Here is a 23,799-nt window from a genome sequence, read left to right on the forward strand (position 1 = left end):
TAAACCTATCCAAAAATTGTTCTTCACGCTTTAGTCCCCGAAAGCTGTTAACATATATCATTTTGGTAGGTCTTCTGACTTACTCCTTTTTTAGAAATCCTTCCCATCAAAAATGACAGTGGATAAATATAATTCTAAAAAATTATGGAGCTTACAGCAGCGGGTCTGTTCAGGATTTTCACCTGATTCCCTGTTACCGAACAATTAAGTTCGCACCAAATGTTAGTCAAAAGTAAAGTTATTATTTTGAATAAAAAATTTAATCTGAAACAAAACAAAAAAAGCTAACTCTATGTTAGCTTACTCTTTTACTTTATTTATCTGAATTACTTCTCCTGTTTCATCTATCTGAACAGCGATTTTCTCATAATTCCATTTATCAAATTCTTTTTCACCAACAATTATAGCTGAACCAGTGCCTTTTGTACCTTTTATTGGAACTGTAATATTAGCTTCGCCCGTATTGTTTGTTACCGAAATATTTCCACTAAACATTCCATCAGTCTTTATATCTGTGCCTAATTTTTCCTTTACTTCAGGATTTTGATTAATGATATTCATTGCATGTTTAGTAACATCACTATCAGAAGTAATTTTACTAATACCCCAAAAAGCACCACCTACAATTAATCCAATAAAAAGAATAACAAATGTAAGACAGCCTACTGGTACAAACCATTTCCAATTTCGCTTAAACCAATTTTCTTTAGGTAGTAATTGATTATCGTATTGATTTTCTTCCATAATCTAAATTATTATAAGTAAATCAAATATAATTATTTTTGGGCGTTCCTCGCTAATAATCATTCGATAATAAAAAATAGTCTTTCGTGTAGCTCGGTCGGGCTATCCGTTCCAATCTTTTGTTTTTTGGGGTTGCTAAACTTGTCGAAGTACAAAAAACAAAAGGATTTCCACTACTATCCCTAACGCGGGTTGAGTTCTAAGTTTTGAGTTATAAGTTATAAGTTATAAGACGTAAGATTTAAGACTTACAGAATAGAAGTAGAAGTTAAACTATCATAAGGGTGTTTTCAAGTTCTGAGTAAGTTGTAAAAAGGAAGCTTTCATTTTATCAAGAAGAAGCTTCTCGTTGACTAATTAGAAGCCTCTTGTTGGATGAAAGCAAGCTTCTTGTTTTATAAAACATAGTTTGGAGATGCGTAAAGCTTAAAACGTTCAGCCTAAAGCGCGACGTATAACCACAAAAAAATCCTCAAGAAATAAATCTTGAGGATCTTAATAAAAACTGGCGACGACCTACTCTCCCGTAAGTAACAGTACCATCGGCGCAGGCAGGCTTAACTTCTCTGTTCGGAATGGGAAGAGGTGAGCCCTGCAGCTATAGTCACCCTAATATTTTTAAATAGGTATTAGTTCCTATTATATGTTGACATTATCAGAAGCTCTAGGCATTAAGCTTAAAGCTTTAGGCGTAAAGCCTTCACACAATCTTTGGTATTACATGTTTTAATCCAAATAAGATTAACTAACCTTCTCTATGACGATTAAATCAATGTTAGTATTTAATCTTTATTAATATTTTGTTGATTTGAAATCAACTTATCTGATTCGTTCTACTTTTTAAGAAAAAGTCTATGGGTAATTAGTACTACTCGACTATGACATCACTGCCTTTACATCTATAGCCTATCAACGTTGTAGTCTACAACGACCCTTTAAAGAAGTCTAATCTTGCGGCGAGTTTCGCACTTATATGCTTTCAGTGCTTATCTCTTCCAAACGTAGCTACTCAGCGGTGCACCTGGCGGCACAACTGATACACCAGAGGTTTGTTCAACACGGTCCTCTCGTACTAGAGTCAACTCCGCTCAAACTTCTAACGATCACAACAGATAGAGACCGAACTGTCTCACGACGTTCTGAACCCAGCTCGCGTGCCACTTTAATGGGCGAACAGCCCAACCCTTGGGACCTTCTCCAGCCCCAGGATGTGACGAGCCGACATCGAGGTGCCGAACCTCCCCGTCGATGTGAGCTCTTGGGGGAGACTAGCCTGTTATCCCCGGAGTACCTTTTATCCTTTGAGCGATGGCCCTTCCATACGGAACCACCGGATCACTATGTCCTGCTTTCGCACCTGATCGACTTGTAGGTCTCACAGTCAAGCACCCTTATGCCATTACACTCTACGCACGGTTACCAAGCGTGCTGAGGGTACCTTTGAAAGCCTCCGTTACTCTTTTGGAGGCGACCACCCCAGTCAAACTACCCACCATGCACTGTCCTTCCAAATGGAAGTTAGGCTCCAAGTAAATAAAGGGTGGTATTTCAACAATGACTCCACAATACCTAGCGATACTGCTTCATAGTCTCCCACCTATCCTACACATTATTTACCCGAAGTCAATACAAAGCTATAGTAAAGGTTCACAGGGTCTTTTCGTCCCGTTGCGATTAACCGGCATCTTCACCGATACTACAATTTCACCGAGATCATGGTTGAGACAGTGCCCAGATCGTTACACCATTCGTGCAGGTCGGAACTTACCCGACAAGGAATTTCGCTACCTTAGGACCGTTATAGTTACGGCCGCCGTTTACTGGGGCTTCAGTCAAAACCTTCGAGTTACCTCTAAGCTCCTTCCTTAACCTTCCAGCACCGGGCAGGTGTCAGACCCTATACGTCATATTTCTATTTTGCAGAGTCCTGTGTTTTTGATAAACAGTCGCCTGGGCCTTTTTACTGAGGCTGACATTGCTGTCAGCGACCTTTCTCCCGAAGTTACAGGTCTATTTTGCCTAATTCCTTAACCATGAATCGCTCGAGCGCCTTAGGATACTCTCCTCGACCACCTGTGTCGGTTTACGGTACGGGCTGCACATCTCGCTATTTCTTGGAACAATGTTCAGAGGATTATCACTCCAGCCGAAACCTTCGTGTACTATCCCTACTTTACGTAGGTTCAACGTACTATTCCGTCAGTACGCACCTCCTACAATCATTCGTCACTTTTATTGAGTGCAGGTACGGGAATATTAACCCGTTTGCCATCCACTACCCCCAAAGGGTTCGTGTTAGGTCCCGACTAACCCTCAGCTGATTAGCATAGCTGAGGAAACCTTAGTCTTACGGCGAATAAGTTTCTCACTTATTTTATCGTTACTCATGCCTACATTTTCTTTTCTAAAAGCTCCACCACCCATTACCAGGTGACTTCTGCGCCGTTAGAATGCTCCCCTACCAGATGTACATAAGTACAAATCCATAGCTTCGGTAATATGCTTATGCCCGATTATTATCCATGCCGGATCGCTCGACTAGTGAGCTGTTACGCACTCGTTAAATGAATAGCTGCTTCCAAGCTAACATCCTAGCTGTCAATGCAATCCAACCGCGTTTTCTCAACTTAGCATATATTTGGGGACCTTAGCTGATGGTCTGGGTTCTTTCCCTCTCGGACATGGACCTTAGCACCCATGCCCTCACTGCCTAGAAACATATATTAGCATTCGGAGTTTGTCAGGAATTGGTAGGCGGTGAAGCCCCCGCATCCAATCAGTAGCTCTACCTCTAATATACTTAACTAAACGCTGCACCTAAATGCATTTCGGGGAGTACGAGCTATTTCCTAGTTTGATTGGCCTTTCACCCCTACCCACAGGTCATCCGAAGACTTTTCAACGTCAACCGGTTCGGTCCTCCACTTTGTGTTACCAAAGCTTCAACCTGCCCATGGGTAGATCACAAGGTTTCGCGTCTAATACTACTGACTTAAGCGCCCTATTCAGACTCGCTTTCGCTACGGCTCCGGACCTGAAGTCCTTAACCTTGCCAGCAACATTAACTCGTAGGCTCATTATGCAAAAGGCACGCCGTCACACTTACGTGCTCCGACCGCTTGTAGGCGTACGGTTTCAGGTTCTATTTCAACTCTCTATTCGAGATACTTTTCACCTTTCCTTCACAGTACTAGTTCACTATCGGTCTTTGAGGAGTATTTAGCCTTGGAAGATGGTCCTCCCATATTCGGACAGAATTTCTCGTGTTCCGCCTTACTCGTTATCAACTAGATAAAAATTTCACCTACGGGACTATCACCCTCTACGGTTAACCTTTCCAGGTTATTCTGTTATCCTTATAAAGTCTTTAGGGCTAATCCGCGTTCGCTCGCCACTACTTACGGAATCTCAATTGATTTCTTTTCCTATTGGTACTTAGATGTTTCAGTTCCCAACGTTCGCTCTCTAATAAATTAGAGTGACATGTCTTCAACATGCCGGGTTGTCCCATTCGGAAATCTTCGGATATAATGTGTATGTGCCACTCCCCGAAGCTTATCGCAGCTTATCACGTCCTTCATCGCCTCTCAAAGCCTAGGCATCCGCCGTACGCCCTTTGTAACTTTTTTCTCGATTTAACCGTCATATTATTGAGCGGTTATGTTAATCTTACTCGTTTTTTGATTAATTGTATACCTTTATAAAACTTTGATCTATTTCTAAATCTGTTTGTTTTTGATTGTATGCGATTATAAATAAATTTATAATCTGTTTCTAATAATGTCAATGAACTCTTCTGTTAATTCGGAAATATGATAATCTGCTAATTAGCTAATTAAATAATTCTCAAATTAAAATCGTGGAGAATATCGGAGTCGAACCGATGACCTCTTGCGTGCAAGGCAAGCGCTCTAGCCAGCTGAGCTAATCCCCCTCTTTATGTTATTTAGTAGTCTCAGGCAGACTCGAACTGCCGACCTCTACATTATCAGTGTAGCGCTCTAACCAGCTGAGCTATGAGACTCTTTAATACTCTTAAAGAGTGGTCTTTTTGTTAGTTTTAAGATTTTAGTAATGAGATATGAGATTTAGATTTATCTAATTTCTCAATTCTAATATCCACTAGCTAACTTATATATTTATATATACAGTACAGAATAAAAAGCCGAATCAAAATCAATCTTCTAACTAATAGAAGAAAATTCGTCGTTCTCTAAATATGAGATGTTCCAGCCGCACCTTCCGGTACGGCTACCTTGTTACGACTTAGCCCTAGTTACCAGTTTTACCCTAGGCAGCTCCTATTACGGTCACCGACTTCAGGTACCCCCAGCTTCCATGGCTTGACGGGCGGTGTGTACAAGGCCCGGGAACGTATTCACCGCATCATGGCTGATATGCGATTACTAGCGATTCCAGCTTCATAGAGTCGAGTTGCAGACTCCAATCCGAACTGAGATAAGTTTTAGAGATTCGCATCTTGTTGCCAAGTAGCTGCCCTCTGTACTTACCATTGTAGCACGTGTGTAGCCCAAGACGTAAGGGCCGTGATGACTTGACGTCGTCCCCACCTTCCTCGCGGTTTGCACCGGCAGTCTCATTAGAGTCCCCGTCTTTAAACGCTGGCAACTAATGATAGGGGTTGCGCTCGTTGCAGGACTTAACCTAACACCTCACGGCACGAGCTGACGACAGCCATGCAGCACCTTGCATTCTGTCCGAAGAAATTACTGTTTCCAATAACGTCATTATGCATTTAAGCCTTGGTAAGGTTCCTCGCGTATCATCGAATTAAACCACATGCTCCACCGCTTGTGCGGGCCCCCGTCAATTCCTTTGAGTTTCATTCTTGCGAACGTACTCCCCAGGTGGGATACTTATAACTTTCGCTTAGCCACTGAATCCGAAAATCCAACAGCAAGTATCCATCGTTTACGGCGTGGACTACCAGGGTATCTAATCCTGTTCGCTCCCCACGCTTTCGTCCATCAGCGTCAGTTAATGTTTAGTCACCTGCCTTCGCAATTGGTGTTCTGCGTAATATCTAAGCATTTCACCGCTACACTACACATTCCAGCAACTTCAACATTACTCAAGACTAACAGTATCAATGGCAGTTCTATCGTTAAGCGATAGGATTTCACCACTGACTGATTAATCCGCCTACGGACCCTTTAAACCCAATAAATCCGGATAACGCTTGCACCCTCCGTATTACCGCGGCTGCTGGCACGGAGTTAGCCGGTGCTTATTCTTCTGGTACCTTCAGCTACTCACACGTGAGTAGGTTTATCCCCAGATAAAAGTAGTTTACAACCCATAAGGCCGTCATCCTACACGCGGGATGGCTGGATCAGGCTTCCACCCATTGTCCAATATTCCTCACTGCTGCCTCCCGTAGGAGTCTGGTCCGTGTCTCAGTACCAGTGTGGGGGTTCACCCTCTCAGGCCCCCTAAAGATCATCGTCTTGGTGAGCCGTTACCTCACCAACTAACTAATCTTACGCATGCCTATCCTACTGCGATAAATCTTTCAAAAAATTATGATGCCATAATCTCTATTATAAAGTATTAATCCTCCTTTCGAAGGGCTATCCTTTTCAGTAGGGCAAGTTGCATACGCGTTACGCACCCGTGCGCCGGTCTCTAGTTCCCGAAAGAACTATACCCCTCGGCTTGCATGTGTTAAGCCTCCCGCTAGCGTTCATCCTGAGCCAGGATCAAACTCTCCATTGTAAATTATTTTTTTTAGTCTAAAAGACTTCTGTTTTTACAACTTCGAATTTCCTATAGCTCCATTATTCAAGGATTGACTTCGTTATTATTCGGCTATTATTTCTTCTGTATATATTATAATTTCAAATGAACTTCTCAGTTTCAAACTTACTTAAACATCGCTGTCGCAGTAAGCGGTTGCAAAGGTAAAACTTATTTCTTAACTACCAAATTTTATTTTAAAAAATTTAAAGTTTTTATTTTAATAAGTCAAATTAACTCTACTCTCAAACTCCTTTCGGAATCGGTTTGCAAAGGTAAAACTTATTTCTAAACTACAAAATTTATTTTTGAAAAATTTTTGATCGTTATCGTTTTACAATGTCAACTACAATACTACTCGTCTTTCGTATTGGGATTGCAAATATACGCACCCTTTTCTCGTTTTTCCAAACACATTTTACATTTATTTTACATTCTATCCCTAACTGACTGTTATGACGCGAAATATTTTTTGATAAAAGTGATGAGTGGTGAGTTTTGAGTAGTGAGAATGGATATTTTTGATTGACAATTTTTGAAATACGAGGGAAAGATTGTAGAGGTTCAGTAGAAAATTGGATAATATAAAAGAACATATATTCATTTTTTCTTGATACAAAAAGAATCAATGCCTCGATATACTCAGCACAAGCAAATCAAAAACTTAACTAAAAGGCATTTTGGAATTTCGTTAAATAAGAAAAAATCTCTTTATTACAGACTAAAAAAACTACTAGATTTCTCGACAAGCTCGAAATGACAAGGAAAATAAGGTTGGTTTATTACGCAAAAGTGCGTTTTCACCGCAAGAAATGATTAGACGTTTTGCTTTTATTTACAAAAAGAAAAGCAAAATGTCTACTTTATAGGTAGCTACTCGGGAGAAATTGCGCAAAGCGGAATTATTTTTAAATAAAAAAGCTCGAAAAATCGAGCTTAATGTAAATATGGATTCAATATTATTATATAAGATGTTTCAAAATTCGATTCAATTCTTCTAATTCCACTAAGAATCCATCGTGTCCAAATAAAGATTCAATCTCTATATATTTAGCTTTTGGAATATGATTCGCGATAAATTTTTGTTCCGAAGGCGGAAATAAGATATCCGAAGAAATACCTATAACTATTGTATTGGATGAAATTTGAGCAAGTGAATTTTCTAAACTTTCTTTATTACGTGCAATATTCTGCGAATCCATTGCTTTGGAAAGCGTCCAGTATGAATGCGCATTAAATCGATCTGCTAATTTCTGCCCTTGATACTTTTGATAAGACGATGCTTTGAAATCATTATAAATCGAATGATCATCTTTCTGCTTTTGATCATATATAGTATAGGTACGATAAGAAAGCATAGCAATTGTTCGCGCTGCAATCAATCCATTTCTTCCTCCATCTTTTGTTTTATCATTAAAAGTAGAATCAGCTTCGATTGCTAAACGCTGAGACTCGTTGAAAGCAATTCCCCACGGAGAGTGTACTGCATTTGTCGCTAACAAAACCAAATTATCCACTTTTACCTTATTAAGTAATGTAAATTCTAATGCTTGTTGCCCACCAAGTGAACCACCAATTAATAAATGAATAGATGAAATTCCTAAATGTTCGGCTAAAAGCTGATGTGCGTTTGCCATATCTTTTATCGTAATTGTTGGAAAATCGCGGTAATAAGGAGCATTTGTTTCAGGATTTGTAGACAATGGATTTGTTGTTCCGTAATTAGAACCAATCACATTTGCACAAATGATAAAATGATCTTTCGGATTAAACAAATCGTTTTCACCAAAAAGACCAGCCCACCAATCAAAAACATCCGAGTTTGCCGTTAATGCATGGCAAACCCAAATGATATTGTCTTTATTTTTATTTATTGTTCCTGCCGTATGATAGGCAATTGTTAAGTTTTCTAAAGATTGACCATTTTCTAATTGAAATGATCCATTATAATGATAATGATTAAAATTCATTACTAATTTTATACGAAAATAATCAGTTTATTTAATTTTATCAAACGCTTGTTGCAAATCATATTTGATATCATCGATGTGCTCAATTCCGACAGAAAGACGTAACAAACCTGGATAAACACCAGCAGATTGCTGTTCTTCATCACTTAATTGTTGATGAGTTGTTGCGGAAGGATGAATAATCAACGATTTTGCATCGCCTACATTTGCCAAATGACTAATTAATTCTAAGCTGTCAATAAAATGATTGGCTTGCTCAGCACTTCCTTTGATCACAAAAGAAAGGACCGCTCCAAAACCATTTTTTAAATATTTCTTTGCCAGATGATGACTTGGAGAAGAAATCAAACCTGGATAATTTACTTTTTCCACTTGCGGATGAACTTCTAACCAACGTGCAATTTCTAAAGTATTGTCTAAATGCTTCTGAACTCTTAATGATAAAGTTTCTAAACCTTGAAGCAATAAAAAAGAATTGAATGGAGAAATTGCTGGACCAAAATCGCGCAAACCTTCTACACGTGCACGAATAATAAATTGAATATTACCAAAAGGACCATTAATTCCGAAAACATCAGAAAAAACTAAACCATGATAACCTTCTGATGGTTCTGAGAATTGTGGAAACTTTCCGTTACCCCAATCATAATTTCCACCATCTACAATCACACCTCCAATAGAAGTTCCGTGTCCACCGATCCATTTTGTAGCAGATTCTACTACCACATTTGCACCATGTTCTAATGGTTTGAAAATATATCCACCTGCACCAAATGTATTATCAACAATTAATGGAAGATTATATTTTTTTGCAATTGCAGAAATTGCTTCAAAATCGGGAACATTAAAACTCGGATTTCCGATAGTTTCGGTATAAATCGCTTTGGTATTTTCGTCAATTAAGGATTCGATAATCGTTGGATCTGCATTTTCTGCAAAACGAACATCAACTCCCAAACGTTTGAAACCAACTTTGAACTGATTATACGTTCCACCATAAAGATTAGAAGCAGAAACGAAATTATCGCCCGATTCTAAAATATTATTTAATGCAATAAATTGTGCCGCTTGTCCTGATGAAACAGCCAAAGCTGCAACTCCACCTTCTAAAGCAGCAATGCGTTTTTCGAAAACGTCTGTTGTTGGATTTTGAATTCGTGTATAAATATTTCCGAATTCTTTTAATGAAAATAAATTTGCTCCATGTTCAGCATCATTAAAAACGTATGATGATGTTTGATAAATAGGAACTGCACGTGATCCTGTTGTTGGATCTACTTCTTGACCTGCATGAACTTGTAAAGTATCGAAATGTAATTTTTTTTCTGTTGACATAATAAAATTGTGTTGAATGTGACTTTTAATTAAATGTTAGGATAAATTAGTTGCCGAAAAATTAGCGGCTACACATTCGAATTTTACTATTGATACAATTATAGATGCTTTGAAGCAGGACGCCGTGTCCAAAAGAATGTTTTTGAGAATTGTACTTCATCTGAAAAAATTTTAATCATTTCCAGTTACACATTGTAACTTCTTATTTGATGAAGTGAAATTAGAATAATTTTCTAAATTATAAAATATTTAAACTATTTTTAGAAAATAAATCTATAAAATTAATTTTAAAAGAAATTTTATATTTAAAACTCTAAAATAATTCTTTCGAAATCTATAAAAAGCAATTTAACAGAATAATATTTAAATAAGAAAAGTCAATTCTGACTAAAAAGTATAAAAAAAGGAGATCAAAAATGATCTCCTTTGTATTATTTGTTCTAAAAAAGTAATTAGTTCGCTAAAACGATTACTTTATTATTGTTCATTTCTATTGTTCCTCCTTTGATATCTAATAATAATGTAGACTCATTTGATGGAGATGTATAAACTTTACCTGATTGATTATCGAAATCTTCGAAAGTTTTTGTGTGAACTTTAATTTTGATTGTTCCTTCACCTAAAGTTGCAACGATAGGAGCGTGGTTATTTAGTAACTGAAATTCACCATCTTTTCCTGGTAATGTTACAGCATCTACTTCAGCATCGAAAACTACGTGTTCTGGAGTGATAATTTGTAAGTACATAATCCTATTGTTTTAAAAAAAAGAGTACTTAGTAACTTTTAGAGTAAAAGAAACGTAAGCACTCTTCTATATTGTTATATAAAAATATTATTTAACTTCTGCTAACATTTTTTCTCCAGCCTCAATCGCTTCTTCGATTGTACCACGTAAGTTGAATGCAGCTTCAGGATATTGATCAACTTCTCCGTTTAAGATCATGTTGAATCCTTTGATTGTATCTTTAATGTCTACTAAAACACCTGGGATACCTGTAAATTGCTCTGCAACGTGGAAAGGTTGAGATAAGAAACGTTGGATACGACGTGCACGGTGTACAACTAATTTATCCTCTTCTGATAACTCTTCCATACCTAAAATCGCGATGATATCTTGTAAAGCATTGTAACGTTGTAAGATTTCTTTTACACGTTGTGCTGTTTCGTAGTGCTCTTTACCAATAATTGCTGGTGTTAAGATACGAGAAGTAGAGTTCAATGGATCTACCGCTGGGTAAATACCTAATGAAGCAATCTTACGATCTAATACCGTTGTAGCATCTAAGTGCGCGAAAGTTGTAGCTGGCGCAGGGTCAGTTAAATCATCCGCAGGAACGTAAACCGCTTGTACAGATGTAATAGATCCGTTTTTAGTAGATGTAATACGCTCTTGCATAGCACCCATTTCTGTTGCTAATGTTGGTTGATAACCTACGGCAGATGGCATACGTCCTAATAAGGCAGAAACCTCAGAACCTGCTTGTGTAAAACGGAAGATATTATCTACGAAGAATAATACGTCACGTCCTTGACCTTGTCCATCACCATCACGGTAATATTCAGCTAATGTTAAACCTGATAAAGCAACACGAGCACGTGCACCTGGAGGTTCATTCATTTGTCCGAATACGAAAGCAGCTTTCGACTCTTTCATTAATTCTTTATCGGCTTTCGAGATATCCCATCCTCCATTTTCCATAGATTCCATGAACTCGTCACCGTATTTGATAATTCCAGATTCGATCATCTCACGAATTAAGTCATTACCTTCACGAGTACGCTCACCAACACCTGCGAATACAGATAAACCTCCGTGTCCTTTTGCGATGTTGTTAATTAACTCTTGAATTAATACTGTTTTACCTACTCCGGCACCACCAAATAAACCAATTTTACCTCCTTTTGCGTAAGGTTCAATTAAGTCGATTACTTTAATACCTGTGAATAAAACTTCTGTTGCAGTTGATAAGTCTTCGAATTTTGGAGCTGGACGGTGAATAGGTAATCCGTTTTGTTTGTCTAAATTCCCTAAACCATCAATAGCATCTCCTACTACATTAAATACACGTCCGTTGATTGCCTCTCCAACTGGAACCATAATTGGTCCACCTACAGCGATAACCTCTTGACCTCTTTGTAAACCATCAGAACTATCCATTGCGATACAACGTACAGTATCTTCACCGATGTGTTGCTCAACTTCAAGAATTAATGTTTCTTTTCCTTGACGAGGAACCTCTAATGCATCATAAATATTTGGAAGGCCTTCTGCGTTATCAAAAATAACGTCAATTACAGGTCCAATAACCTGTGCAATCTTACCTTTCTTTTGATTTGCCATTATATGAAATGATTTAGTTTATTTTATTTGGGTGCAAAGGTAAGTTAAAAACATTGTATTATTTACATAGTTTTTAAGATTTTTGTCATAATATTTTGATTAGTAATCAGAATATTACAATCTAAGGAAATTAAAAATAGATTTGAAGTTCGATTTGAAAGCCTTAATTTTGTGCAAAATCATTTTTAGTGAACGTTTATCAATCCGTAGAAGAAATCAAACCTATCAAGCGTCCTGTCCTTACTTTGGGCATGTTTGATGGTGTACACATAGGTCATCAATCTATTCTAAAACAACTCAATACAATTGCAAAAGAAATTGATGGAGAAAGTGTTTTGATTACGTTTAACCCACATCCTCGAATGGTTTTACAACCAAATTGTGATTTAAAATTTTTGACCACTTTAGAAGAAAAAGAAACCGTTCTTCATCAATTTGGATTAAAACATTTGATTATTCAAGCGTTTACAAAAGATTTTTCGCAAGTAACTTCAGTAGAATTTGTGAAGAATTTATTGGTTGATCAAATCAAAATTGACACATTGGTTATTGGGTACGATCATCATTTTGGAAAAAATAGAGAAGGTAACTTTGAGCAATTACAGGTACTTTCGAAAGAATATGGTTTCAATTTGATTCAATTGCAAGCAGTTGAAGAAAACGACATTGCAGTAAGTTCTACCAAAGTTAGAAACGCTTTGTTGAATGGAAATATCGCATATGCGAACAAAGCACTGAACTATCAATATCCACTTTCTGGAGAGGTTGTTCATGGTGATAAAATTGGACGTACACTTGGTTTTCCTACCGCTAATTTACAAGTTGATCCAAATAAATTAATTCCGAAAGATGGTGTTTATGCCGTTGATGTTTTCGTTGATAATAAAAAATATTTAGGTTTATTGAGTATTGGATTTCGCGAAACTGTTACCAATTCACGTGAGCATAGGGTAGAAGTGAATATTTTAAATTTTGATCAGGAAATTTACGGAGAAATAATTCGTCTCGAATTCTTAGGGCATTTAAGAGATGAAAAGAAATTTGATTCATTAGATGATTTAATTATCGCGATGAATCAAGACAAAGAAAATGCAATAAATTTATACGGAAATAAATAGTAAAAGGTTCGCGAAGCGAACCTTTATTTTTTAAAAATTCACTCCTCAATGAATTAGCATTACTATTAGTGTGTTATAAATATATAATATTTTTTAACACTTTCTATAAATAGTAACAAAATTTTCTTCATTATTCTAATTCACTCAATTCGAGGAAATAAATATTTTTTGTTACTTTATTTCATAGTAAGTAAAAATCTCTTTTTTATTCTTCTCCAAAATCCCCAATAAAACAGCATCCATCTTTGGTTGATTGGTAGTCAATGTAATTTTGTCTTTCACTTTCTGAAAAGTAATAATCACATTATTTGTTGAACTTTCAAAAACTAATTTAGTTGGAGTTGAAACATTCAACAGTTTAAAATTTGTACGCAAAATATCCGATTTTACTGTAAATTTTAATGGTTTATATAAAATAGATGAATTATCTATTGTTGATTTTTTTGGAGAAACCTGCAAAACAGAAGCTTCTTGCAAAGAAGTATTCGCCATTTTTTCATCTGCAACTACAGACATTTTCATCACTTTAGAAGTATCATCTTTTATTCTTGAAGTCCCTCTAATTACAATTGAACCATTTGTTTTCATGGAAACTGAATCTTTCACATATCCATTTACATTTAAAGTAGCAAATTGTTTTTCTTTTTCTATCGAATCTAAAACTTGTGAACGAGCATCCATTGCTTTAGGTGCTGAATATTCAGCAGCAGGAGCAGAAGCTTTACTTAATTCAGGAAAATAGCTTCCACTTGCAGCTGCACCAACAGTATTTTCTTCGATTACCTTGTACACAGATTGTTTAACAACCTTATCATTCTTCACAATTTCTATTGGTTCATCAAAAGTTTTATCTTTAGATTCCAACACTTTTATTTCTTCTTGTTCAACAGGAGATTGCTCAACAATTGGCGCATTTGTTTTTACAATTTGAAGAGAATTTTCTCTATTTTCTGTATTAATATTTTCGATAAAAAGCACAAAATAAGGAATTGCAATTAACGCAAAAACCGCTGCAGAAAACCAGACACTCGAAACGAATTCGCGAATTGGTTTCTTTTTCTTTTCTTCGTTCTGCAAACCAGATTCAATACGTTTCCAAACCAAATCTCTCGGTTTTTCGCCGACAGTTTCGTTACTTCTTGATCGAAATAAATCTTCTATTGGATCATTTATGTTCACGATAAATTTGATTTTATATGTTCATTCTTACTTAACATTTCCTTCAATTTGGTTTTCGCTAAATTGAGTTGCGATTTCGATGTGCCTTCTGTAATTCCTAAACTTTCGGCAATTTCTTTGTGCTTGTACCCCTCAATAACGTAGAGGGTAAATACGAGACGACAACCATCGGGCAAATAATTGAGGAGTTTCATTACATCATCTTCTTCTATTTGTTGCGAAGCTTCTTGATTAGATGAAATAGAAGAAGAGTAATCGTCTACATTGAGATGAAAAATTTTATTTTTCCGCAATTCCATCAAACATTCATTAATCATAATTCTCCTCATCCAACCTTCAAAACTTCCTTCGAACGAATAATGCTGTAGATTCTGAAAAATTTTCAAGAATCCTTTAACCAAAGCATCCTCTGCTTGCTGTATATCCGTAAAATATCGTTTACATACTGCAAAAAAACGCGCATCGTATTTTTCATAAAGCAGTCGCTGTGCTTTCGAATCATTATTGATACAAGCTTTTATCAGTTGTTTTTCGTCCAAAATACTTTTCTTTCTTCTGTTTAGATGCGAAAATTACGTTTATGGTTGCTTTGTTAACGTAAAATATTTGTTAAAGTTCTGAAAACTTATTTATTAAACATAAAAAAGTCGCTCAAAAAGCGACTTTTTTATGTTTATATTATGATAGAATCTTATCCTACCAATTTATTTTTTACTAAATATTCGGCAATTTGTACTGCATTTGTCGCAGCACCTTTGCGTAAATTATCAGCAACAATCCAACAATTTAATGTATTTGGTTGAGACATATCACGACGAATACGACCAACAAAAACATCATCTTTTCCTTCTGAATAGAAAGCCATTGGATAAGTATTTGTATCTGGATTATCTTGTAACGTAACTCCTTCTTGTTCTGCTAATAATTTGCGAACTTCGGCTAAATCAAAATCATTCTCAAATTCGATGTTTACAGACTCCGAATGTCCTCCTTGAACAGGAACACGAACTGCAGTTGCTGTAATATTCATCTCATCAACACGCATAATCTTACGAGGCTCGCGTGTTAATTTTAACTCTTCTTTTGTATAACCTGTTTCTTCGTCAAAAACATCACAATGAGGTAATGCGTTTTTGAAGATTTGATATGGATAAACTTTCGCAACGTCACGACCTTCTATTTCTCCATTCAATTGCTCTACAGCATCTTTACCTGTTCCTGTTACCGATTGATAAGTAGAAACAACAACGCGTTTGATACCATATTTTTTGTGCAATGGATTTAAAACCATTACCAATTGAATTGTAGAACAATTAGGATTTGCAATGATTTTATCGCTTGTTGTTAAAATATCTGCATTGATTTCTGGAACAACTAACGGACAGTTAGGATCCATTCTCCAAGCCGATGAATTGTCTATTACAGTTGTTCCAACTTCTGCAAACTTAGGCGCCCACTGTTTGGAAGTTTCTCCACCTGCCGAAAAAACTGCGATATCTGGTCGCATTTCTACAGCATCCTGCATTGATACAATTTTGTATTCTTTTCCTCTGTACTCAATAGTTTTCCCTATTGATCTTTCTGATGCTACTGGTATAATTTCAGTGATTGGAAAATTTCTTTCTTCCAAAACTTGGAGCATAACTCTGCCGACCATTCCGGTAGCGCCTACGACTGCTATTCTCATTTGTTTATTAAATAATGTATTATAAATTTCGAAATGCTAATTTACAGATTATTTCGATACATTTTTCTCTCTTTCATAGGTTTAGCAATCAATTTGATATGATATAATTTATGTTATGATGTTAATTCAGGTTTTTAAACTTTTCATTGAATTAAAATTGATGAAAATCATTAATGAAAGAATTTTAGACATAAAAAAAGTGAAACAAATTGTTCCACTTTTCAATAATTGTTTATAAACTTTTTTTCAACAATTATTTTTTGATGATTTTTTGAGTGTGAGTTACACCTTTATCATCTTTCACTGTTAAAATATAAACTCCTTTAGGAAGTGATGCAGTATTCACTTTACCTTCTTTAGAAACATTTACATTTATAGTTTTACCTGTTAGATCTGTTAATTGAATTTGTGCAATTTTTGAATTTTTTAATAACACATTAAATTCAGTGTTAATTGGGTTTGGAAACACATTCATGTCTTTAACATTTGAAAATACTTCTCCTGTTCCTAAAGAGGATTCTCCAATAACAACAAAAGCTAATCCATTGTAAGTACTATCTTCAACTATTTCTGATACTGTACTCCAAGATGTTAATCCACCTTTTAAAATATTACTTGGATCGATTACTTGGGCAGAATTATAATTAGAATCCCCAACAAACCAATTAAAATTTAACATACTATCGTTCATATCAAATAAATTTGTTTTTGCTGCAAATACCAACCAATATGTTTTATCTTTTGAAAGTATAAGATTATGACCTAATGCTTTTAGTACATCTATTGTAAAATAATAAATTCCCTCAGTATCAGGATCTTCTTCTATATAATAGGCTTCATGACTTTTATCAATATCAATTTTAACAACAGGTGTTACATTGTTACCAGGGTACCCAGTAGGTTTTCCTTTATCATCTTCGTAAATATAAAGAATTATGCCTTGAGAAACTTCAGTAGGAAATGTATGTTCATTCTGATATCCTCCAATCATTACTTTTCTTACATTACTATTTTCTTTCAGAATAAAATCGTCTGCTAAAGCAATATAAGTTCCATCATTTAATACTTGTGATAACATTCCATTTAGCGAAGATATTTCTTGATAAAATAATAGACTATCTTGTTTATTTGTTACTAATTCAGGAATGCTATTTGTTTTAGTAACAATGTTTGTTTTTAATAAATCTGTATTTTGTGCTAGACAAATAAAATTGATTAATAAAATAGTGAGTAGAGTAAGCTTTTTCTTCATAATTGTTAATTTAAATTAATTTCGTTTTTTGTTAATTTATTCATATAAATATACTCTAATAAATATATTATACAAAAAAATTAACATCATAATTAATAAAATTCATGATTATTAACTAGTAAAAGAATTTTAATCAATGTTAATGAAAAACGTATATCCTTTATATTTTTCTATAGAAATAAACTCGCAAGAATTTTTTTTTATAGAATTGGATTTTAACAGCTGTTTTTTCATATTTAATGATTTATAAAACAATCACTTCTATTGAATTTGTTATCATATTTATTACTTAAATTTTTAAAAAAAATTGAGATATTATAAGTTTTATTAACAAAAAGAGAAGCCAATAGCTCCTCTTTTTGTTAATTTATAATAATGATAAATTTATTTTTTGATGATTTTTTGGATTCTTGTAACTCCTTTGTCATCTTTAACTCTTAAGAAATAAACTCCTTTTGCTAAAGTTGATGTATTCACTTTACCATCTTTAGAGAATTTAACTGGAATAACTCTTCCTGTTACATCTGCAACTGTTACGTCTGCAACTTTAGATCCTTCTAATTTAATGTTAATCTCTGTTGTAGCAGGGTTTGGAAATACAGCTAATTTTGTAGAACCTAATTCTACAGTACCCATCGTTTCAGTAGATCCAGTAATATTTCCTACTGGATAAATATAAGCAGCACCTCCATTAACATTCGTTCTAACATCTGCATAACTACCTTGAATGACAACACAGCCACCTAACGGATTACCAAAATAAGCTGGTCGTGTTTCAGTTAAACCCGCCTGGCTTGTTAACCAAGGTTGAAATGATTCACTCCAATTATTTTGTAATCCAGTCATCGTAAATACAGAAGAAACTCCAAACTTTTGTCCTTCAGCAATAGGAAAAGCATCTGAAAACTCAATATTAACCCATTTCGCACTAGTAGATGCTGTTAAAGAAATACTACCATAATTATCTGTTTCTGTTACAGATGTGAACGGAATAGTACTACCATAAGTAGTTCCATTATAATATACAATTGTAGATTCGATTAAAGTATTATCCCATGCTCTCCCGAAAACATCTACTGAAATAGGTATAAATGCACCAGTAATACCATAATCCGCTTTTAAATCATAAAACCTAGTAATTGTAACAGGTGCTTGAACATTATTACATGCAACAGAAGCACTACCGGCTGTTATTGTTTGAGTTGATAGTTGAGAAAATGTTTGATTAGCCTTATTTATAGGAGTACTTTCAGAAATAACAGATTCATGAATATTTGCATCAAATTTAGCTATATTATCTTGTGCTAATGTTATTGTAGATAATACTGCAATTGATAAAAGAGTAAAAATTTTCTTCATAATTATTAATTTTTAGTGTTAATTGTTTTTAATTATTCAATAAAACTAATTAATAATAATGCAAAAGAAAAATTTTTAAAAATAAAAAATCCATAATCACAAGGATTATGGATTAAATAAATCTTAATATGATTTTTATCTTATTTTTAAGCAAACTCGTTATAAGCAGCTTTTAAATTTTCTGCGATAGCTGCTGCAGAGTGTCCTTCGATATGGTGACGCTCTAACATATGTACTAATTCACCATCTTTAAATAAAGCAACTGCTGGAGAACTTGGAGGAAATGGAGCAAAAAACTCACGTGCTTTTTCTACAGCTTCTTTATCAAAACCTGCGAAAACTGTTGTTAAATGTGCTGGAACTTTGTCATTATCCAAAGACATTACAACACCTGGACGTGCTGCACCTGCGGCACAACCACAAACACTATTTACCATTACCAAAGTTGTTCCTTCTTGTTTGATAGCTGCTTCTACTTGTTCTGGAGTAGTTAAATCTTCGAAACCATTAGAAGTTAACTGAGCCTTCATTGGCATTACTATTTCTGCTGGATACATATTCTTCTTTTTTTGTTTTAATAAAAATAAATTATTTTCAAAGTTACATAATTCTAAAACTTTTTAGATTACTTACTTTTGCAGTTACAAATTTACGTAGAATTTAGCAATATGAAATTGACTTTTGGTAAGAATGAGAAACTTAAAAGCAGAAAAGCATTCGATGAATTATTTTCTGATGGAAAAACATTTGTTTCTCATCCCATCAGATTTGTCTACAAAATCAAGCCAAAAGTGGATTATGATATACGAGTAGGAGTAAGTGTTGGGAAAAAGAAATTCAAACATGCGGTTGATCGAAATTTATTAAAACGTCGTGCAAAAGAAGCCTATCGTTTAAATAAATTAATAGTTTTACCTTCTCTTGATTATTCTATTGATTTAGTGATGATATATACATCATCTAAACCTCAATCTTTTGAAGTGATAGAGCAATCTGTCAAAGTTTTATTAGAAAAATTAAACGAAGTGATACAAACAAAAAAAGATTAATCGAACTGATTAATCTTTTTTTTATTTTAATGAAATAAATGGTTTATTTCTTAAGATTTGCTTGTAATCTGAAAAAACTAAAGTAAACAGATACTAAGATCAAGCCGCAAACAGAAGCTCCAATTCCTAAAACGCTACGAAAGTTTCCTTCAGCCATCAATCCAGCTTTATAATCCATCTCATATAGGTTGTAACCTAATCCTATCAACAAAACGATTGTCGCGATATAAATATATGTTTTCATTTGATAATGAATTTTTAAATTTTAATTTCATTCATAAACAATGCGCCAATATTTGAGGTAAATAATTTAATCGCTATTGATAATAAAATTACTCCAAATACTTTTTTCAGCACCGATAAAACTCCAGGTCCCATCCATTTTTCGAGTTTTCCTGCAAATTTCAGCACCAAATATACGATTAACATATTTAATATAATCGCTATCACAATGTTAATATCTGAAAACTGAGAACGAAGTGAAAGTACAGTTGTCAAAGAACCTGCACCCGCAACTAACGGAAACGCAATAGGAACAATGGATGCAGAGTTAGATTCTACACCTTTTTGAATTTCAATTCCTAAAATCATTTCAATAGCGATGATAAAAATCACAAAAGCTCCGGCAACAGCAAATGACTGAACATCAACTCCGACTAATTTTAAAATTTTTGTTCCAAAGAATAAAAAAGAAATCATCAAAATTCCTGCTGCAATAGAAGCTTTTTCGGACTGTATATGCCCAACTTTACTTCTGATTCCTACAATAATTGGAATACTTCCTAAAATATCAATAACTGCAAAAAGAACAGCAAAAGTGGTTCCGATTTGGTTGAAAGAGAATTTCTGAAAAAAAGATGTAATACTATCCATTTCTTGTTTCTTAATTTTTATAATTGGTTGGTACAAAAGTAGATGTTTTTTGTCAAATTATAATATTCAAGTTTAAATAGATTTACTGATCTAACCAATTTTTGAAATCGGTCACTTTTTCTCGGCTTACAATCATATCTTGTTCGTTGTAAGTAGTTAAAATTATTTTTAATCTTGAATTAGAATACATTGTAATTTCCTTAATCGAATCTATTTGGATAATTTGACTACGGTTAATTCTAAAAAATTTCTTCGGATCAAGTTGTTCTTCTACTTTATCTAAGGAAAAATCAATCAAGTAATTTCGGTTCTCTTTTGAGTGAATGTAAGTTGCTTTGTTTTCGCTAAAAAAACATTCGATATTCTCGGTTTCAATAATTTTGATTGAAGTTCCTATTTTGATGGAAAAACGTTCTTTAAATTTCTCGATTTTATTGGTTGAAAAAAGACTTTTCAATTCATTTAAATTAAATCTAGATGAAGTTTGCTGAAATTGTTTTTCGAATTTATCAAGTGCAAATTTCAATTCCTCTTCATCAACTGGTTTCAACAAATAATCTACCGAATTTAGCTTAAAAGCCTTCAAAACATATTCATCATAAGCTGTCGTAAAAATTATCGAAGAAGACAATTCTACTTGATTAAAAATCTCAAAAGACAACCCGTCTGACAATTGTATATCCAAAAAAATTAAATCTGGATTTGGATTTTCCTTCAACCAAGCAACACTTTCTTCGACAGAATGTAGCATTTCATGAATTTGATAACCCAATTTTTCTACACGTCTTTTTAGTAATCGCGCTGCTGGTTTTTCGTCTTCTATAATTAATATTTTCATCACTATTTATTGCCATTTTTTATTTTGCTCTTTCTCCAAGATTTCTTTAGCCTTATTTTCTTCCCAACCAGAACCATACGCAAAAACTTTTACAGCATTTAGTGCAACTCCCAATCCCCAACCTAAAACTGGCCAATAAAACCACCAATGTCCATTACTTGTAACTAAATTCAGAATAAAAAAGAATAAACTCATTACAACATAAGTTCCTAAATGTGCATAAAACTTTTTCAATTCCTTAGCTCGTTCTATGGCACGTTGATAGGCTTGTTGCTCATCAATATTTTGTGATTGTGTATTCATAGTTGTATTTTTTTGTGTTAAAATAGGAAGTTTAACGTTAAAAATTTCTTCATTTTTTTCGATAAGCACTTCTCGATTAGAGATTAATTGATATCGGTTAATAATATTTTTTAATCCAATTCCCGTCGAATCTTTGATTGTTTCTTTAGGTTGAAAAGAGTTTTCCACAATTAAGAAATTGTCTTTTTTAGAAATTTTTATTTTTAATGGTTTTTGTTCCGAAACCACATTATGTTTGATTGTATTTTCTAATAAAATTTGCAATGAAAGGGGAACAATAAATTCGTTTTCTGAAAAAATTGATTGTTCTATTTCAAAATCAATACTATTCTCAAAACGCAATTTTAGTAAATTAACATAGGTTTTCGCAAAGTTTATTTCTTCTTGAATCGGAACAACTTCTTTATCTTTTTGTTCTAAAACATAACGATAAATCTTAGAAAGTGACGTTGTAAAATCTATTGCGTTATCTGGATTTTCTTCAATCAAACCTGTTAAAACATTCAAACTATTAAAAAGAAAATGAGGATCTAATTGGTTTTTTAATGTTTCGAATTGTGCAGTTGCAGTTTCTGCTTTTGTTGATTCTTTTACAATTTCTTGCTCAAGTTTATTCTTTTTTCGATCGATAAAATAAAATAATCCTAAAAAAAATGAAGTTATTAAAGCTACCAAAAAATAATTGATCAATTGATCATAAAATATTTTTTTATCCAATAAAGGATTTACAAATTTTACGAATACATAATATAAACCTAATGTGCTAAAAATAGATCGCAAAAAATACTTTCTGATAATTTTATTTGGATTAGCAGATTGAGGCAGATTTTGTCTAAAATCGTGAAATATACTTGTATTAATAAACGATGCAGCAAATGCAAATGCAAAATATCCAACAAAATATTTTAAAGCTTCTGGATGAAAATATTGATCAATTGTAACATTAGGAGATGTAAAAAACAATACGCTATATATCAAAATATTGACAACGAATAAGATTAAAATATTACGTAAAATCAATTTCTTTTCGGACACAATTATTCCATAAATAAATTTGTAAATAATAAATCCTAAAGCTGAATATTTAATAATATTATTTCCAATTTCTTCATTCTTAATTGATACTAATGAATAAATCATTAGTATTAATACAAAAATTATTTTTTTTACATCACTATTCATTTCAAGCAATTAAATTAATCAACCAAAAAATAATTTCGTGAATAAACTGAGCAAATAAAGCTATCATTATTGTGTGGTTTTACATTCATTATTCAATAATTTTTCAGCGCGATCTTTTCCCCATTTTGGTTCGTTATTCTTTGGCTTTTCAGCATCAAATAAAGCTAAAGATTTTTTTACATTTTTACAATCTTGTGTAATATCCATCCCGCTGTACTTTGCAGAATTGATATTAAACTCTGCTAATCCTAAAACAGAACGTGGATTTGTAGGATTTAATGCCAACGATTTTTGATAAGTTTGTAAAATTTCTGGGTAATAAATTGCACCATTTTGCATTGGATTTTGCACTAATTCTGCAGTTAAATACAAGGCTTTTAAGTTTAAAATCTCAGTATTTAACGGATTATTTTTTAATAAATCATCTAATTGATCTTTTGCTTGTGATAAGATTTTTTCGTTATTATCTGTATTTGTAGATTCAAATGTTTTCAAGATTTCAGATAAAGTCAAGTAATATTTTGGTAACCATTCATTAGGATAAGTATTTATTAATTGCTTAAAATTAGCTTCTGAAGAATGATTTCCTTTGTTCCATTCTATTAAAGTATTACTCAAATCTGATTCAAATTTATTTTGTGCAAAAGTTGATATTGAAAATAATGTTACGATTGTTAAGAAGATTGTTTTCATAATTTGTGTTTTTTATTTGTTGAGTCAAAGTTCTTACAAACACTTTTTTTATGAAATTATATGTTACCGAATCGTCAAATATACTGGATGAATTGTAAAATAAAAGGGACAACTCAAA

18 protein-coding genes, 2 tRNA genes, 3 rRNA genes and 1 riboswitch are annotated in these 23,799 nt (G+C 33.8%); of the genes, 2 read left to right on the plus strand and 21 right to left on the minus strand.

Annotated elements, in window-relative coordinates; genetic code table 11:
* Nucleotides 1-46: 46 nt before the first annotated feature.
* Nucleotides 47-235: riboswitch (cobalamin riboswitch) on the minus strand.
* A 65-nt stretch (nucleotides 236-300) separates the two neighbouring features.
* From AC2I98_RS10545 to atpD, 10 genes are all read right to left on the minus strand, one after another.
* Complete coding sequence (locus tag AC2I98_RS10545) at nucleotides 301-744, minus strand: cytochrome c oxidase assembly factor Coa1 family protein (protein ID WP_486411645.1); 444 nt, start codon at nucleotides 742-744, stop codon at nucleotides 301-303.
* A 503-nt stretch (nucleotides 745-1,247) separates the two neighbouring features.
* Nucleotides 1,248-1,356: ribosomal RNA gene (gene rrf, locus AC2I98_RS10550) — 5S ribosomal RNA — on the minus strand.
* Nucleotides 1,357-1,586: 230 nt separating this feature from the next.
* A 23S ribosomal RNA gene (locus tag AC2I98_RS10555) occupies nucleotides 1,587-4,373 on the minus strand.
* 231 nt (nucleotides 4,374-4,604) lie between these two features.
* Nucleotides 4,605-4,678 (minus strand) — tRNA-Ala (locus AC2I98_RS10560).
* A gap of 16 nt (nucleotides 4,679-4,694) precedes the next feature.
* Nucleotides 4,695-4,768: transfer RNA gene (locus AC2I98_RS10565), tRNA-Ile, on the minus strand.
* Between the two features lie 193 nt (nucleotides 4,769-4,961).
* Nucleotides 4,962-6,480 (minus strand): 16S ribosomal RNA (locus tag AC2I98_RS10570).
* Together the 16S, 23S and 5S rRNA genes with 2 tRNA genes alongside form the textbook arrangement of a ribosomal RNA operon.
* 983 nt (nucleotides 6,481-7,463) lie before the next feature.
* Nucleotides 7,464-8,471, minus strand: a complete 1,008-nt coding sequence (locus AC2I98_RS10575) for a homoserine O-acetyltransferase family protein (protein WP_486411646.1) — start codon at nucleotides 8,469-8,471, stop codon at nucleotides 7,464-7,466.
* A 27-nt stretch (nucleotides 8,472-8,498) separates the two neighbouring features.
* Nucleotides 8,499-9,806 carry an O-acetylhomoserine aminocarboxypropyltransferase/cysteine synthase family protein gene (locus tag AC2I98_RS10580; protein ID WP_486411647.1) on the minus strand — a complete coding sequence of 436 codons (1,308 nt, stop codon included), beginning with the start codon at nucleotides 9,804-9,806 and terminating at the stop codon, nucleotides 8,499-8,501.
* Between the two features lie 452 nt (nucleotides 9,807-10,258).
* Complete coding sequence (locus AC2I98_RS10585; RefSeq protein WP_486411648.1) at nucleotides 10,259-10,552, minus strand: FoF1 ATP synthase subunit delta/epsilon; 294 nt, start codon at nucleotides 10,550-10,552, stop codon at nucleotides 10,259-10,261.
* Between the two features lie 87 nt (nucleotides 10,553-10,639).
* Entirely contained in the window at nucleotides 10,640-12,148 is a 1,509-nt protein-coding gene (gene atpD / locus AC2I98_RS10590; RefSeq protein WP_486411649.1) for a F0F1 ATP synthase subunit beta, read from the minus strand.
* Between the two features lie 188 nt (nucleotides 12,149-12,336).
* Here atpD and AC2I98_RS10595 point away from each other — a divergent pair, with 188 nt between their 5' ends.
* On the plus strand, nucleotides 12,337-13,266 hold the full coding sequence (locus tag AC2I98_RS10595) for a bifunctional riboflavin kinase/FAD synthetase (protein ID WP_486411650.1): 930 nt from the start codon (nucleotides 12,337-12,339) through the stop codon (nucleotides 13,264-13,266).
* Nucleotides 13,267-13,437: 171 nt separating this feature from the next.
* Here the strand turns inward: AC2I98_RS10595 and AC2I98_RS10600 are convergent, their stop codons facing one another.
* The 6 genes from AC2I98_RS10600 to AC2I98_RS10625 form a co-directional block, all read right to left on the minus strand.
* Nucleotides 13,438-14,445 carry a hypothetical protein gene (locus AC2I98_RS10600; RefSeq protein WP_486411651.1) on the minus strand — a complete coding sequence of 336 codons (1,008 nt, stop codon included), beginning with the start codon at nucleotides 14,443-14,445 and terminating at the stop codon, nucleotides 13,438-13,440.
* On the minus strand, nucleotides 14,442-14,984 hold the full coding sequence (locus tag AC2I98_RS10605) for an RNA polymerase sigma factor (RefSeq protein ID WP_486411652.1): 543 nt from the start codon (nucleotides 14,982-14,984) through the stop codon (nucleotides 14,442-14,444). Before AC2I98_RS10605 ends, AC2I98_RS10600 begins: the two co-directional genes overlap by 4 nt.
* A 152-nt stretch (nucleotides 14,985-15,136) precedes the next feature.
* On the minus strand, nucleotides 15,137-16,132 hold the full coding sequence (locus AC2I98_RS10610) for an aspartate-semialdehyde dehydrogenase (RefSeq protein WP_486411653.1): 996 nt from the start codon (nucleotides 16,130-16,132) through the stop codon (nucleotides 15,137-15,139).
* Between the two features lie 253 nt (nucleotides 16,133-16,385).
* Nucleotides 16,386-17,384 carry a T9SS type A sorting domain-containing protein gene (locus AC2I98_RS10615; protein WP_486411654.1) on the minus strand — a complete coding sequence of 333 codons (999 nt, stop codon included), beginning with the start codon at nucleotides 17,382-17,384 and terminating at the stop codon, nucleotides 16,386-16,388.
* Nucleotides 17,385-17,768: 384 nt separating this feature from the next.
* Nucleotides 17,769-18,743: a T9SS type A sorting domain-containing protein gene (locus AC2I98_RS10620; RefSeq protein WP_486411655.1), complete on the minus strand. Its 975-nt coding sequence runs from the start codon at nucleotides 18,741-18,743 to the stop codon at nucleotides 17,769-17,771.
* Nucleotides 18,744-18,889: 146 nt separating this feature from the next.
* A complete protein-coding gene (locus tag AC2I98_RS10625; RefSeq protein ID WP_486411656.1) occupies nucleotides 18,890-19,300 on the minus strand; it encodes a BrxA/BrxB family bacilliredoxin in 411 nt (136 codons plus the stop codon).
* Between the two features lie 111 nt (nucleotides 19,301-19,411).
* Here AC2I98_RS10625 and rnpA point away from each other — a divergent pair, with 111 nt between their 5' ends.
* Nucleotides 19,412-19,792 (plus strand): ribonuclease P protein component, encoded by a 381-nt coding sequence (gene rnpA, locus AC2I98_RS10630; protein ID WP_486411657.1) that lies wholly within the window; start codon nucleotides 19,412-19,414, stop codon nucleotides 19,790-19,792.
* Nucleotides 19,793-19,835: 43 nt separating this feature from the next.
* Here rnpA and AC2I98_RS10635 read toward each other — a convergent pair whose 3' ends face one another.
* The 5 genes from AC2I98_RS10635 to AC2I98_RS10655 form a co-directional block, all read right to left on the minus strand.
* A complete protein-coding gene (locus AC2I98_RS10635) occupies nucleotides 19,836-20,036 on the minus strand; it encodes a hypothetical protein (RefSeq protein WP_486411658.1) in 201 nt (66 codons plus the stop codon).
* Nucleotides 20,037-20,050: 14 nt separating this feature from the next.
* The gene (locus AC2I98_RS10640; protein ID WP_486411659.1) at nucleotides 20,051-20,665 is read right to left on the minus strand and encodes a MarC family protein; all 615 of its coding nucleotides are present in this window, start codon (nucleotides 20,663-20,665) and stop codon (nucleotides 20,051-20,053) included.
* An 82-nt stretch (nucleotides 20,666-20,747) separates the two neighbouring features.
* Nucleotides 20,748-21,503 carry a LytR/AlgR family response regulator transcription factor gene (locus tag AC2I98_RS10645; protein ID WP_486411660.1) on the minus strand — a complete coding sequence of 252 codons (756 nt, stop codon included), beginning with the start codon at nucleotides 21,501-21,503 and terminating at the stop codon, nucleotides 20,748-20,750.
* Between the two features lie 6 nt (nucleotides 21,504-21,509).
* On the minus strand, nucleotides 21,510-22,946 hold the full coding sequence (locus AC2I98_RS10650; RefSeq protein WP_486411661.1) for a histidine kinase: 1,437 nt from the start codon (nucleotides 22,944-22,946) through the stop codon (nucleotides 21,510-21,512).
* Nucleotides 22,947-23,054: 108 nt separating this feature from the next.
* The gene (locus AC2I98_RS10655) at nucleotides 23,055-23,681 is read right to left on the minus strand and encodes a tetratricopeptide repeat protein (protein WP_486411662.1); all 627 of its coding nucleotides are present in this window, start codon (nucleotides 23,679-23,681) and stop codon (nucleotides 23,055-23,057) included.
* Nucleotides 23,682-23,799: the final 118 nt, after the last annotated feature.

This window comes from Empedobacter sp. EJD.6dd, from assembly GCF_057369435.1.

Excerpts from the sequence above, each read along its gene's own strand:
- rnpA (WP_486411657.1), top strand. The coding sequence starts at position 19,412 with ATGAAATTGACTTTTGGTAAGAATGAGAAACTTAAAAGCAGAAAAGCA.
- AC2I98_RS10655 (WP_486411662.1), bottom strand. The coding sequence starts at position 23,681 with ATGAAAACAATCTTCTTAACAATCGTAACATTATTTTCAATATCAACT.
- AC2I98_RS10585 (WP_486411648.1), bottom strand. The coding sequence starts at position 10,552 with ATGTACTTACAAATTATCACTCCAGAACACGTAGTTTTCGATGCTGAA.
- AC2I98_RS10625 (WP_486411656.1), bottom strand. The coding sequence starts at position 19,300 with ATGTATCCAGCAGAAATAGTAATGCCAATGAAGGCTCAGTTAACTTCT.
- AC2I98_RS10620 (WP_486411655.1), bottom strand. The coding sequence starts at position 18,743 with ATGAAGAAAATTTTTACTCTTTTATCAATTGCAGTATTATCTACAATA.
- atpD (WP_486411649.1), bottom strand. The coding sequence starts at position 12,148 with ATGGCAAATCAAAAGAAAGGTAAGATTGCACAGGTTATTGGACCTGTA.
- AC2I98_RS10615 (WP_486411654.1), bottom strand. The coding sequence starts at position 17,384 with ATGAAGAAAAAGCTTACTCTACTCACTATTTTATTAATCAATTTTATT.
- AC2I98_RS10610 (WP_486411653.1), bottom strand. The coding sequence starts at position 16,132 with ATGAGAATAGCAGTCGTAGGCGCTACCGGAATGGTCGGCAGAGTTATG.
- AC2I98_RS10640 (WP_486411659.1), bottom strand. The coding sequence starts at position 20,665 with ATGGATAGTATTACATCTTTTTTTCAGAAATTCTCTTTCAACCAAATC.
- AC2I98_RS10575 (WP_486411646.1), bottom strand. The coding sequence starts at position 8,471 with ATGAATTTTAATCATTATCATTATAATGGATCATTTCAATTAGAAAAT.
- AC2I98_RS10645 (WP_486411660.1), bottom strand. The coding sequence starts at position 21,503 with ATGAAAATATTAATTATAGAAGACGAAAAACCAGCAGCGCGATTACTA.
- AC2I98_RS10580 (WP_486411647.1), bottom strand. The coding sequence starts at position 9,806 with ATGTCAACAGAAAAAAAATTACATTTCGATACTTTACAAGTTCATGCA.
- AC2I98_RS10635 (WP_486411658.1), bottom strand. The coding sequence starts at position 20,036 with ATGAAAACATATATTTATATCGCGACAATCGTTTTGTTGATAGGATTA.
- AC2I98_RS10650 (WP_486411661.1), bottom strand. The coding sequence starts at position 22,946 with ATGATTTATTCATTAGTATCAATTAAGAATGAAGAAATTGGAAATAAT.
- AC2I98_RS10545 (WP_486411645.1), bottom strand. The coding sequence starts at position 744 with ATGGAAGAAAATCAATACGATAATCAATTACTACCTAAAGAAAATTGG.